This window comes from Stenotrophomonas maltophilia group sp. RNC7, assembly GCF_030910085.1.
GTDB classification, from domain to species: domain Bacteria; phylum Pseudomonadota; class Gammaproteobacteria; order Xanthomonadales; family Xanthomonadaceae; genus Stenotrophomonas; species Stenotrophomonas sepilia.
On the sequence record NZ_JAVFVN010000674.1, the window covers coordinates 1 to 12669 of the forward strand.

Annotated in this window: 9 protein-coding genes; 6 read left to right on the forward strand and 3 right to left on the reverse strand. The window is 67.2% G+C overall.

Going from position 1 to position 12669, the window contains the following annotated elements:
- Positions 1-432: 432 nt before the first annotated feature.
- The 6 genes from RCF13_RS13955 (at position 433) to RCF13_RS13980 (ending at position 10365) form a co-directional block, all read left to right on the forward strand.
- On the forward strand, positions 433-2898 hold the full coding sequence (locus RCF13_RS13955; protein ID WP_134968972.1) for a GH92 family glycosyl hydrolase: 2466 nt from the start codon (positions 433-435) through the stop codon (positions 2896-2898).
- Positions 2899-2994: 96 nt separating this feature from the next.
- Entirely contained in the window at positions 2995-4044 is a 1050-nt protein-coding gene (locus RCF13_RS13960) for a LacI family DNA-binding transcriptional regulator (protein WP_061479246.1), read from the forward strand.
- A 60-nt stretch (positions 4045-4104) separates the two neighbouring features.
- Entirely contained in the window at positions 4105-5418 is a 1314-nt protein-coding gene (gene fucP, locus RCF13_RS13965; RefSeq protein ID WP_308141267.1) for an L-fucose:H+ symporter permease, read from the forward strand.
- A 7-nt stretch (positions 5419-5425) separates the two neighbouring features.
- Positions 5426-6421, forward strand: coding sequence for a carbohydrate kinase (locus RCF13_RS13970; RefSeq protein ID WP_061479248.1), 996 nt, complete (start codon positions 5426-5428; stop codon positions 6419-6421).
- Positions 6418-7644 (forward strand): AGE family epimerase/isomerase, encoded by a 1227-nt coding sequence (locus RCF13_RS13975; RefSeq protein ID WP_134968971.1) that lies wholly within the window; start codon positions 6418-6420, stop codon positions 7642-7644. Before RCF13_RS13970 ends, RCF13_RS13975 begins: the two co-directional genes overlap by 4 nt.
- 102 nt (positions 7645-7746) lie before the next feature.
- Positions 7747-10365 (forward strand): glycoside hydrolase family 2 protein, encoded by a 2619-nt coding sequence (locus tag RCF13_RS13980; RefSeq protein ID WP_134968970.1) that lies wholly within the window; start codon positions 7747-7749, stop codon positions 10363-10365.
- 80 nt (positions 10366-10445) lie between these two features.
- Here the strand turns inward: RCF13_RS13980 and mtnC are convergent, their stop codons facing one another.
- The 3 genes from mtnC to RCF13_RS13995 all read right to left on the reverse strand — a co-directional run bounded on the left by mtnC (position 10446) and on the right by RCF13_RS13995 (position 12436).
- The gene (mtnC, locus tag RCF13_RS13985) at positions 10446-11141 is read right to left on the reverse strand and encodes an acireductone synthase (protein ID WP_231352695.1); all 696 of its coding nucleotides are present in this window, start codon (positions 11139-11141) and stop codon (positions 10446-10448) included.
- A 3-nt stretch (positions 11142-11144) separates the two neighbouring features.
- Entirely contained in the window at positions 11145-11702 is a 558-nt protein-coding gene (locus tag RCF13_RS13990) for an acireductone dioxygenase (RefSeq protein ID WP_061479252.1), read from the reverse strand.
- Between the two features lie 92 nt (positions 11703-11794).
- Entirely contained in the window at positions 11795-12436 is a 642-nt protein-coding gene (locus RCF13_RS13995; RefSeq protein ID WP_134968968.1) for a methylthioribulose 1-phosphate dehydratase, read from the reverse strand.
- Positions 12437-12669 lie beyond the last annotated feature (233 nt).

Consider the following 12669-nt stretch of genomic DNA (forward strand, 5'->3'; position numbering starts at 1 on the left):
TACCACTCGCCTAACAACTACGCCCGGCAGCTCCGGGCTGCCGCCTGAAACGGCTTCATGGCGTCCGTTTTCAGGGGGCCAGATCAGTGAGCCGCATGGATGCGGCGACCGAGCTTGCAGGGAGGTACTTGCAGCGTCCCCCGCAACCGGACCCACCCCGCCATCCCACGGACAGCCGGCTTTTGCTGTTGCTGTTGCTCCAGCTCGAAGCAGGTGCAGGGCGCAGCCCTGCCGAACACCCCCTCTCATGCTGCGCCGCAGAATGCATTCGGCTGAACCTGCATGCTCTACTTGAATCGATCTAAATTCACGGCCTGGTGGGTCGGGTGTCATTCCAGGGGGAGCTCTCTGCAGGTCAGGGCAGGGCTCAGCGGAACGGTGCCGAACGCCCCCGGCCGTCTGCCTCCGCGTCATCGACTACAGGAACCCGACATGCGCCCAGTGCCGTCCGCTCCCGCCGTCCCATTGTCCTCGCGCCCGCTGGTGCGCCTGGCCTGCCTGCTCGCGCTGTCGTCAGTGCCAGTGCTGCTGCAGGCTGCCCCGGCAGCGCTGGAGCGCGAGGTCAACACCTTCATCGGCAGCAAGGACGACGGCAACACGTTCCCAGGTGCGTCGGCACCGTTCGGCCTGATCCAGGTCAGTCCGATCGGCAGCCACTACTCGGGCTGGCGCTATGACGACGAGAAGATTCGCGGGTTCGGCCACTCCTTCCTGTCCGGCGCAGGTTGCTGGGAACAGGGCGGGCAGGTGTCGGTGCTGCCGGTGACCGGCTCGATCGGTCCGGGCGGTGATTTCGATACCGGCAACGCCAAGCAGTTCGACCACAAGGCCTATGCCTCGGCTTACACCCACGATGGCGAGGTCGGCCAGGCCGGCTACTACAAGGTGCGCCTGACCAGCTACGGCGGCATCGATGCCGAGGCGACCGCACGTACCCGTGCCGCGGCCGAGCGCTACACCTTCAGCCAGCGCAGCGGCGATGGCCACGTCCTCGTCAATGTCGGCCAGGCCAACGAGCGCCATTCGGTGATCGGCAGCGTGGTCGATGTGGTCGGCGACCGCGTGGTGGAAGGCAAGCTGGTCACCAAGAGTTTCTGTGGCGGCCACCAGTACACCACCTGGTTCCGCATCGAGTTCGACCGTCCCTTCAAGGCGCATGGCACTTGGGGCGAGGGTGGTGGCCTGCCGGGCGCGCGCCACAGCATGGAAGGCGAGCAGAAGCCCAACGGCGCCTGGCTCAGTTTCGACCTGGCCAAGGGCCAGTCGGTGACGGCGGTCAGCGCGATCTCGCATGTGGACGCCGAAGGCGCGCGCACCAACCTGCGCGCAGAAGGCATGCAGAATGGGGCGCTGCTCGGCTTCGACCGCATGCGCGCGCTGTCCCAGCAGGCCTGGCGTGAGCAGTTGGGCCGGGTGCGCGTGCAGGGCGGCACCGCCGATGACCGCATCGTGTTCTACAGCGCGGTCTACCACGCGCTGCTGCAGCCGATGACCGGCAACGACGCCGATGGCCGCTACCGCGGCTATGACGATGGCATCCACCGGGCCGATGGCTGGACCTACTACGAGTACTTCTCGCTCTGGGACACCTACCGCGCGCAGAACCAGTGGCTGGCACTGACCCGCCCGGACGTGGCGCGCGATATCGGTCGTACCCTGCTGGCGATCGATGAGCAGGTCGGTTGGCTGCCGCGCTGGGGTTATGCCAACTTCGAGACCAACATCATGACCGGCGATCCGGTCACGCCGTTCATGGTCGACCTGTGGCGCTTCGGCGCGCTCAAGGGCCGTGAATCGCAAGCCTGGGATGCACTGCGCCGCAATGCCTTCGGCACGCCACCACTGAACTCGCGCATGGCCGGACGCTCCGGCAACCCGACCTACCTGGACAAGGGCTATGTGGCCTACGACCGCGCGTTCCCGTCCAAGGGCATGGACGTCGATCCGCACCACGGTGGTTCGGCCACGCTGGAGTACGCGCTGGCCGACTGCGCGCTCTCGCAGATGGCCGATGGCCTGGGCCATGCGCAGGATGCGGCGACACTCCGTGAGCGTGGCCGCAACTGGCGCAAGGTGTGGGACCCGCAGGTGCGGGATGCCGAGACCGGCTTCACCGGGTTCCCGCGCCCGCGCACCGAGGATGGCCAGTGGTACACCCCGTCCGACGGCCATTACAGCCCGCGTTCGCACCACGGATTCCATGAGGGCACGGCGTGGCAGTACCAGTGGCTGGCGCAGCAGGACGTGCCGGGCCTGGTCGAAGCGATGGACGGCCGCGAACAGGCGGGCCGCCGCCTCGATGCGTTCTTCGCGATGGACGCACTGCAGGCCGATCCGCTCAATGCCGCCCGCAAGGCGTGGGTGGTCGGGCCGTACAGCTACTACAACCAGTTCCGCTACAACCCCAACAACGAGCCGGACCTGCACTCGCCGTGGCTGTACACGCTGATCGGCCAGCCGTGGAAGACCGCCGCCGTGGTGCGTGCCGCGCAGCAGTTGTTCACCAATGCCCCCAATGGCGTGACCGGCAACGATGACCTCGGCACGATGTCGGCCTGGTACCTGTTCAGCGCCATCGGCGTGTACCCGGCGGTGCCGGGCAGCGGCCAGTTCCTGCTGCACACGCCGCGCTTCAGCAAGGTCGAAGTGGACATGGGCAATGGCCGGACCCTGCGCATCGACGCGCCGGGTGCCGATGGCCGCCGCCTGCAGTACGTGCAGGGTGTGCAGGTCGACGGCCAGCCGCATGCACCGGTGTGGCTGGACTGGGACCGGCTGCAGCAGGGCCCGCGCCTGCAGTTCGCACTCGACGCGAAGGCGCCGGAGCAGGGCTGGGGCACCGCGGTGAAGGACCTGCCGGTGTCCTGGTGCGCGGCACCGGGCAGCCAGCTGCGCTGAGCCGGACTGTGCCGTTCGCGCTGACCCAGCGAACGGCACGGCACGACACGGCCCTGATCCATTAGGCTTGAGCCTCCAGCGGAGTCCGGGAAGACGATGAACGACAACGGCAACAGTCCCAGCAAGCGCGCCGGCAAGGCGGTGACGGTGACCGACATCGCGCGCGCGATCGGCGTGTCACGGGCAACCGTGTCGCTGGTGCTGCGTGGCAGCCCGCTGGTCAATGTCGATACCCGGGCCAAGGTCGAGGCCGAACTGCGCCGCCAGCGCTACGTCTACAACCGCGCGGCGGCCAACCTGCGCCGGCGGACCTCGTCGAGCATCGCGCTGGTGATCAACGATCTTTCGAACCCGTTCTTCGCCGAGTTCGCATCGGGCGTGGACGAGGCGTTGGGCGGGCGTGGCTACGTGACCCTGCTCGGCAGCACGGGTGAATCGCCGGAGCGGCAGCAGGCGGTGCTGTCCACGCTGATGGAGCACACCCCGGCCGGCCTGATCCTGTCGCCGGCCGAGGGCAGCGATACCGCACAGCTGCGGCAGGCACTGGGTGCCAATGCCAACGTGCTGCTGTTCAACCGCGAACTGGCCGGGGCCGACTGGGACTTCCTGACCCTGGACAACCAGCACGGCGCCTATCTGGCCACGCGCCACCTGATCGAGCGCGGCCACCGCCAGATCGCCTTCTTCGGCGGCCACGCCGCATCCAGTTCCTGCCACCAGCGCCGTGCGGGTTTCCAGCAGGCGCTGGCCGAGGCCGGCCTGTCGCTGCCGCCGGGCTGGATGATCGAATCGGCGCCGAACCGGCTGGAAGCCGCTGCGCGCACCGATGAGCTGTTCGCCGATGGCCATCGCCCAAGTGCGGCGGTCTGCTACAACGACACCGTCGCGCTGGGCCTGATGCTGGGCTTGAACTCGCGCGGTATCCGTCCGGGCGGTGATTTTGCCGTGACCGGCTTCGACGATATTTCCGAGGCGTCGGTCGCGGTGCCGCCGTTGACCACGCTCACCGCCGACCCGCGCGAGCGTGGCCGCCAGGCTGCCGCGCTGCTGCTGCAGCGGCTGGACGAACCGGACGCGCCGCCACGGCGCACGGTCGCGCCGGTGCAGTTGCGCATCCGCGAAAGCAGCGCCGCACGACCGAACTGATTTCTTCCATATACCCCTTCCACGCAACAACGACCTTCCGCGCATCGAGGCGCGTACCGCATGCCGATCTCCGCAACGCCCCGTCCATCGGGTTCTTCGGGCAACGCACCCGCCGTCACCAACGGCAAGGCGTTGGCTGTCGTCACCACGATCTTCTTCATGTGGGGCTTCCTGACCTGCCTCAATGACATCCTGATCCCGCACCTGAAGGCGGTGTTCGAACTGAACTACGCCAAGGCGATGCTGGTGCAGTTCACCTTCTTCGGTACTTACTTCCTGATGTCGCTTCCGGCGGGCCGCCTGGTGGCGGCGCTGGGCTACAAGAAGGGCATCGTGGCTGGCCTGGTGATCGCCGGCATTGGCGCGCTGGGCTTCTGGCCGGCGGCCGAGCTGCGCGTTTACGGCGCCTTCCTCGGTGCGTTGTTCGTGCTGGCCACGGGCATTACCGTGCTGCAGGTCGCCGCCAACCCGTACGTTGCGTTGCTGGGCCCGGAACAGACCAGTTCCAGCCGCCTGACCCTGGCGCAGGCGCTGAACTCGCTGGGCACGGCCATCGCCCCGATTTTCGGCGGCATGCTGATCCTGTCCAACACGGTCAAGAGCGCTGACGACATCGCGGCGCTGCCGGCCGCCGAGCAGCTGGCCTACCGTGCCGCCGAGGCGCAGGCCGTGCAGGGACCGTACGTGGGCCTGGCCGTGGCGCTGGTGCTGCTGGCGCTGTTCGTGTTCCTGTTCCGCCTGCCGGCGCTGAGCGACGCCACCGAGCAGGCCGACCAGGGCCACCATCACAGCTACCTGGACGCGCTGCGCAAGCGCCACCTGCTGCTGGGCGTGCTGGGCATCTTCTTCTACGTCGGCGCTGAGGTGTCGATTGGCAGCTTCCTGGTCAACTACCTGTCGATGCCCAACATCGGTGGCTTCAGCGAACAGGAAGCCACGCACTACGTGTCGGCCTACTGGACGATGGCGATGATCGACCGCTTCGCGGGCTCCGCGCTGCTGGCGCGCTTCTCGCCCAGCCGCCTGCTGGCGATCTTCGCGCTGGTCAACGTGGCGCTGCTGGTCACGACCATGCTGAGCTCCGGCAACATCGCGCTGTACTCGGTGGTGGCGATCGGCCTGTTCAACTCGATCATGTTCCCGACCATCTTCGCGCTGAGCATCGAGCGCCTGGGGCCGCTGACCAACAAGGGCTCCAGCCTGCTGATCATGGCCATCGTCGGCGGTGCCGTGGTGCCGTACCTGCAGGGCGTCCTGGCCGACCACATCGGTGTGCAGGCCAGCTTCATCCTGCCGCTGCTGTGCTACGGCTACATCATTTTCTACGGACTGGTCGGCGCGCGTACGCCGGCCTCCGCAACGCAGGGAGGCTGAGTCCGGAATGGGTGCCATCGTTTGCTTCGGCGAAATTTTGATCGATCTACTAGCGCAGCCGCCGGCCTCGGCCGATACGCCGCGGGCGTTCCTGCAGTACGCCGGCGGTGCGCCGGCCAACGTTGCCGTGGCGGCTGCACGGCTGGGCGCTAAGACCCAGTTCGTGGGCATGCTGGGCCGCGACATGTTCGGCGACTTCCTGGCCGACAGCCTGGTCGAGCACGGCGTGGGCACGGATTACATCGTGCGTACCGATGCGGCCAAGACCGCACTGGCCTTCGTCGCACTGGATGCCAGCGGCGAACGCAGCTTCAGCTTCTATCGTCCGCCGGCAGCCGACCTGCTGTTCCGTGACAGCGACTTCCAGGCCGCGTGCTTCGACAGCGCGCAGTGCTTCCACGTCTGCTCCAACAGCCTGACCGAGCCGGCCATCGCCGAGGCCACCTTCGCCGGCATGGCCCGTGCTCGCGCCGCCGGTGCGACGGTCAGCCTCGACCTCAATCTGCGTCCTGCGCTGTGGCCGGCGAACGAGGACCCGACACCGCGCCTGTGGCAGGCGCTGGAACGCGCCGACCTGGTCAAGCTGTCGCGCGAGGAGCTGGACTACCTGGCCGCGCCGCTGGGTGCCGATGGCGAGGCAGCGGTACTGCGGCGCCTGCTCGCTGCGCGCGCGCGCTGGGTGATCGTCACCGACGGTGCGGCCACGCTGCACTGGTACACGCGCGACAACCACGGCACGGTCACCAGCTTCCGCGTGGCTGCCGTCGATACCACCGCGGCCGGTGATGCCTTCGTCGGTGGCGTGCTGGTCGGCTTGCTGGAGCGCGGCGGCGCCGGTGCCGGTTTTGCCGCCTTCTGCCAGGACCCGGAGGCGATCACCGCCACGCTGCGCTTCGGCGCCGCGGTCGGCGCGCTGGCTGTTACCCGCAAGGGCGCGTTCGCCGCGATGCCCTCGCTCGATGAAGTGCAGCACCTGCTGCAGGCCCAGGACATTACCGCATGAGCACCTCCCCCGACTTCCGTTCGCCCGCGTTCCTGCGCGCGCATATCGCCGACACGATGGCGTTCTACCACCCGCGCTGCATCGACCCGAACGGTGGCTTCTTCCACTACTTCCGTGACGACGGCAGCATCTACGACGCCAACCATCGCCATCTGGTGAGCAGCACGCGTTTCGTCTTCAACTATGCGATGGCCTACCGCGAATTCGGCAACGCCGAATACCGTGAGGCAGTCGAGCACGGGGTGCGCTACCTGCGCGAGGTGCACCGCAACCCGGCCACCGGCGGTTACGCCTGGACCCTGCGCGATGGCAAGGTCGAGGACGACATGAACCACTGCTACGGCGTGGCGTTCGTGCTGTTGGCCTACAGCTGCGCACTGAAGGCCGGTCTCGAACAGGCCCGCGCATGGATGGACGAGACCTGGCAGCTGCTGGAAGCGCGCTTCTGGGAGCCGCAGCACGGCCTCTACAAGGACGAAGCCGATGGGCAGTGGAATTTCACCGGCTACCGTGGCCAGAACGCCAACATGCACATGTGCGAGGCGATGCTGGCCGCCTTCGAGGCCAGCGGCGAACAGCGCTATGTGGAGCGCGCGCTGCAGCTGGCCGACAACATGACCCGCCGCCAGGCCGCCAAGGCCGGTGGCCTGGTGTGGGAGCACTACGATTCCAACTGGGAGATCGACTGGGATTACAACCTGGATGACCCCAAGCACCTGTTCCGCCCGTGGGGCTTCCAGCCGGGCCACCAGACCGAATGGGCCAAGCTGCTGTTGATCCTGGACCGCCATGTGCAGGCCGATTGGCTGGTGCCGACCGCGCAGCACCTGTTCGACGTGGCCGTGGCGCGCAGCTGGGACGAGGCGCGGGGTGGCCTGTACTACGGTTTCGCGCCGGAGTCGCGCCGGCAGCCGGGCATGGATGGCGCCCCGATCGGTGGCGACAGTTTCGTCTGCGACGATGACAAGTATTTCTGGGTGCAGGCGGAGACGCTGGCGACCGCCGCACTGATGGCCAAGCGTACCGGCGACGACCGCTATTGGCAGTGGTATGAGCGTATCTGGGCGTATTCGTGGGAACACTTCGTCGATCACCGGTACGGCGCCTGGTTCCGCATCCTCGATGCCGACAATCGCAAGTACAGCGACGAGAAGAGCCCGGCCGGCAAGGTGGATTACCACACCATGGGTGCGTGCTACGAAGTGTTGAACGTGGTGCGTTGAGGTCTGCCGCGCTGCGCGCTCGCCGGACGTGGTCCGGCGCTACCGTGGCGTGTTGAATTGGTAGCGCCGGGCCATGCCCGGCAGAAAAAACAGGAGCATCCCGTGCATCGCCTTCCCCTCGTTGTCCGCCTGCTCCTGCTGCTGATCGCGGCGTCCGCCTTCCCGGTCGCTGCCACGCCGCTGCAGGCACAGTGGGAGTTCCGTATGCTGCCCGGCGTCGCGCAGGGCGCCGCTCACCCAGGTCTGCGGCAATGGCGGGCGGCGACGGTGCCGGGCAGCGTGCACACCGACCTGCTCGCTCACGCACTGATCCGTGATCCGTATGTCGGCGCACCAGAAGCCGAACTGCAATGGATTGGCCTGGCCGCCTGGGAGTACCGCGCCCGCTTCGACGTGGATGCGGCGACGCTGGCCAAGCCCAATGCCGAGCTGCGCTTCGACGGTCTGGATACCTACGCCGACGTCAGCCTCAACGGCAAGCCACTGCTGCGTGCGGACAACGCGCACCGGACCTGGCGCGCGCGCGTGAATGGGCGCCTGCGGGCCAGGGACAATGAACTGCAGATCGTGTTCCGTTCGCCGATCCGCACCCTGCTGCCGGGCGTGCAGGCAATGCCGCACAAGATCGCTGGCAACTACCCGTCGCCGTATGGCGATGAGCCGAAGGACGCGATGGTCGGCAACTTCGCGCGCAAGCCGGCCTACCACTTCGGCTGGGACTGGGGTCCGCGCTATGTCACCGCCGGCGTCTGGCGCGGAATCGATCTGCAGGCCTGGGACGCGCACCGCCTGACCGATCTTGCGGTGCGCACGGATGCATTGAGCGCGGAGCAGGCGAAGCTGGCCGTGCTGCTGCAGGTGGAGCAGGGCGCGGCGGCGGGCTCGGCCGTGGTGACTGTGGATGTGCGCGATCCGCAGGGCCGCAACGTGGCCCAGGTGCAGCGCACGGTGCTGCTGAAGCCCGGCCAGAACAGCATCGAGGTTCCGGTTGAACTGGCCGATCCGCGGCGCTGGTGGCCAGTCGGCCACGGTGCGCAGGACCGCTACATGGTGCAGGCCCGCCTGGACCAAGGTGGCACGCCGGAGCTGGCGCGCGAACAGCGCATCGGCCTGCGCACGGTCGAACTGCGCCGCGAGGAAGACCGCAAGGGCGGGCAGGGCTTTGCCTTCGTCATCAACGGCGTGGAGATCTTCGCCAAGGGCGCCAACGTCATTCCGTTCGATGCCTTCCCCGCGCGCGTCGATGCCGCACGCCTGCGCCAGGTGCTGACGGCCGCGCGCGACGCCAACATGAACATGCTGCGCAACTGGGGCGGCGGCTACTATGAGGAGGACGCGTTCTTCGACATCGCCGACGAACTGGGCCTGCTGGTGTGGCAGGACTTCATGTTCGGCGGCGGCATGCAGCCGGGCTACGATCCGGCGTTTCGTGCCAACGTGGTGGCCGAAGCACGCGACAACGTACGTCGTCTGCGCCATCACCCCAGCATCGTGCTGTGGTGTGGCAACAACGAGGAAGAAACCGCCTGGAAGGACTGGGGCCACGGTCGCGACCTGAAGGCGGCCGACCCTGCGTTTGCAGCGAAGGTCTGGCAGGGCTATGTCGACCTGTTCGGCAATGATCTGCGTCAGGTAGTGGGTGAGGAGGGGCTGGGCGTGCCGTACTGGTCCAGCTCGCCCAGCAACGACCTTGACGAGAAGGCCAACGATTCAACGCGTGGCGACAAGCACTACTGGCAGGTCTGGGGCAATCCGGCGCTGCCGGTGCAGGCCTACCTGCGTGAGACGCCGCGCTTCATGTCCGAGTACGGGCTGCAAGCGTGGCCGTCGGTGGCGACGGTGGACCAGATCGCCACCCGCGCCGAACAGCGCATCGACAGCCCGGTGATCCGCGCTCACCAGAAATTCATGGCGGGCGAGGGCAACAGCCGCCTGCTGCACTACATCGAACTGGGCTACGGCACGCCGAAGGACTTCGAGGACTTCGTCTACCTCAGCCAGGTGATGCAGGCCGATGGCATCGCACTGGCGGCGCTGCATCATCGCGCCTCGCGGCCATACACGATGGGTTCGCTGTACTGGCAGCTCAACGATGTCTGGCCCGGCGCCTCGTGGTCCAGCGTGGACTATTTCGGCCGCTGGAAGGCGCTGCACTTCGCCGCGCGGCGTTTCTTCGCGCCAGTGACGGTGGCAGCGCTGCGCGACGAGGGCAGCACGCGGGTGCGCCTGATCAACGACGGTGCCGCACTGGATGCGCGCTGGCGTCTGCGGGTGATGGACGTGGAGGGGAAGGTGCTGCGTCGTCGCGAGGAAACGGTGACGTTGGCGGCGGCGGGTGTCACGCCGATGGGCGATTTCAGCGATGCAGAGCTGCTGGCCGGTGCCGACCCGATGCGTACGGTGGCGGTGTTCGAGCTGCTGCAGAACGGGGCGGTGAGCGCGCGGCAGGTGGTCGGATTCGTCGAAGCCAAGGACCAGATGTTGCCGCGGCAGAAGCTCAAGGCCACGTTGTCCATCGAAGGGGACCACTATCGTCTGCGGCTGGAAAGCGCGGCGTACGTGCGCGCGGCGTGGATCGACTTCGGCGCGCTGGATGTGCAGCTCGAAGACAACCTGCTGGACCTGCTGCCGGGTGAAACCCGCGATATCGCGGTGCGCGGCCCGGTGGATCTGGTTACCCTGCGCGAAGCGCTGCAGGTGAAGACCCTCAACGACCGTTGAGGGGTATCCCGCTTTGGTAGGTGCCAACCTTGGTTGGCACACCGGAGCATGCCAACCAAGGTTGGCATCTACCCGGCGCTTTACAGCTGGATCTGCTGGAAATTCTCGACCCGTTCGTGGCCGTTGGCGGCCTGCCCGGTACGCGGCATCGGGTAATCATCCAGGCGATCGATCAGGCGGGTCTGCAACCCGGCTTCGCGGGCGGCATCCAGTTCTTCCACCACATCGGACAGGAACAGGATCTCGCCGGCCGGTACGCCGATGGCCTGCACGATGCGGCGGTAGCTGTCGGCCTCGCGCTTGCCGCCGACTTCGGTATCGAACCAGCCCGACACCAGCGGGCTGAGGTCCCCGGCATCGCTGAAGCCGAAGAACAGCTTCTGCGCCGGCACCGAGCCGGAGGAGTACACGTACAGCGGCAGCCCGGCGGCATGCCAGCCTTTCAGCACCGGTGCTACTTCCGGGTAGAAGTGCGCGGTGTAGTCGCCACGGCGGTAGCCTTCGTCCCAGATCAGCCCCTGCAGCGCTTTCAGTGCGGTGTGCTTGCGGTCCTGGTCGATCCAGCCCTGCAGCGTCTCGGCCACGAGGCTGTCCTGGCAGGCACCGCCGATCTCGGTTGCCACCGCATCCAGCCAGCGGCGGACGTCCGGCTGCTGGCCATGCTCGGCGACAAAGGCGGGCAACGCCTTGCGCGCATAGGGGAACAGCACGTTCTTGACGAACGAGATGCTGCTGGTGGTGCCTTCGATGTCGGTCAGGATGACGCGGGCTTGCATGGATCAGGACGCCTGGGTGGGTACGTAACGAGGGAACTTCTGCGCGATGTCGGTGCCGGTGAAGTGACCGACCCAGCCGTCCGGCTCGGTGAAGAAGCGGATCGCCACGAAGCTGGGTTCCTCGCCCATGTCGAACCAGTGGGTGGTGCCATCGGGCACGGCGATCAGGTCGTCCTTCACGCACTCGATCTCATAGACCTTGTCACCCACGTGCAGGGTGAACAGGCCGGAGCCGGCGACGAAGAAGCGCACTTCGTCTTCCTTGTGGAAGTGCTCGTCGAGGAACTTCCTGCGCAGCTCGGCGCGATTCGGGTTGTCCGGGGCGATCGAGGCTACGTCCACGCTCTTGAAGCCGCGCTCGGCGACCAGGCGGTCGATGTCAGCGCGGTAGGCGGCGAATACTTCCTCCTGGCTGGCGCCCGGTGCGACCGGCGCGGTGGCCTGCCAGCGCTCGAAGGTGACGCCGATCTTCTGCAGCTCGGCAGTGATGACCGCGCCGTCCTGGGTGTCCAGCAGCGGCGAATCGGGGCGGGTGTCGTCGTAGATGCGCAGTCGGCTCATGGCGTCAGCTTGAACGTCTCGGGGGGAAGACAGGGTAGCAGGGTGGGTGTAGGGCGCAGATTCCGGATCGGCATCTGCACCTGCGCGCCGGTTCAGCCGCGCAGCCTGCGCAGCTCCAGTTCGCAGTGGAACAGGAACTCGAACGCTTCCAGGTGGCGGCGTGCCTCGGCCATGTCGCGGCCCCAGGCGTACAGGCCGTGGCCATCGATCAGATAGCCCCACAGGTTCTGCCGGTCGAGCAGGTCATCGACCTGCTTCGACAGCACGTTCATGTCCTGGGTGTTGGCGAACACCGGCACATCGATGGCCATTTCGTGGGTACTGTTGCCGGCGAAGGCCTTCAACAGCTCGTAGCCTTCCAGGCGGATATGACCCTGCGGCGCGTACAGGCGCGAGGCGATGGTCTGCACCGGAGAGTGCGTATGCAGCACGCAGCCGACTTCCGGGAAGCGGCGGTACAACTGGGTGTGCAGCAGGGTCTCGGCGGACGGGCGCAGCGGACGGTCGACGGCCTGGCCGTCGAAGTCCACCACCATGATGTCGTCCTCGATCAGGCGGCCCTTGTCCTTGCCGGACACCGTGATCGCCGCGTGGCGATCGTCCAGGCGGTGGGAGAAGTTGCTGCTGGTGGCCGGGGTCCAGCCGGCATGGGCCAGTTCGCGGACGTTGTCGATCAGCAGCTGGGCCAGTTCGCTCAGGCGCGCGGTGTCGTAGGGGAAGGTGGGGGCGTTCATGCCGACGATTTTACTGGATTCGGCCAACGGCTGAGCCCCTCGTGGCGGGTCGTGTAGAGCGGTTCATGGGTGGGGGGCGGGTGGGCCGTGCAGGGGACGCTGCAAGTACCTCCCTGCAAGCTCGGTCGCCGCATCCATGCGGCTCACTGATCTGGCCCCCTGAAAACGGACGCCATGAAGCCGTTTCAGGCGGCAGCCCGGAGCTGCCGGGCGTAGTTGTTAGGCGAGTGGTA

What these genes read in the sequence shown, in the direction of transcription:
- RCF13_RS13955 (WP_134968972.1), top strand. Translation starts at nt 433, where the DNA reads ATGCGCCCAGTGCCGTCCGCTCCCGCCGTCCCATTGTCCTCGCGCCCG.
- RCF13_RS13960 (WP_061479246.1), top strand. Translation starts at nt 2,995, where the DNA reads ATGAACGACAACGGCAACAGTCCCAGCAAGCGCGCCGGCAAGGCGGTG.
- fucP (WP_308141267.1), top strand. Translation starts at nt 4,105, where the DNA reads ATGCCGATCTCCGCAACGCCCCGTCCATCGGGTTCTTCGGGCAACGCA.
- RCF13_RS13970 (WP_061479248.1), top strand. Translation starts at nt 5,426, where the DNA reads ATGGGTGCCATCGTTTGCTTCGGCGAAATTTTGATCGATCTACTAGCG.
- RCF13_RS13975 (WP_134968971.1), top strand. Translation starts at nt 6,418, where the DNA reads ATGAGCACCTCCCCCGACTTCCGTTCGCCCGCGTTCCTGCGCGCGCAT.
- mtnC (WP_231352695.1), bottom strand. Translation starts at nt 11,141, where the DNA reads ATGCAAGCCCGCGTCATCCTGACCGACATCGAAGGCACCACCAGCAGC.
- RCF13_RS13990 (WP_061479252.1), bottom strand. Translation starts at nt 11,702, where the DNA reads ATGAGCCGACTGCGCATCTACGACGACACCCGCCCCGATTCGCCGCTG.
- RCF13_RS13995 (WP_134968968.1), bottom strand. Translation starts at nt 12,436, where the DNA reads ATGAACGCCCCCACCTTCCCCTACGACACCGCGCGCCTGAGCGAACTG.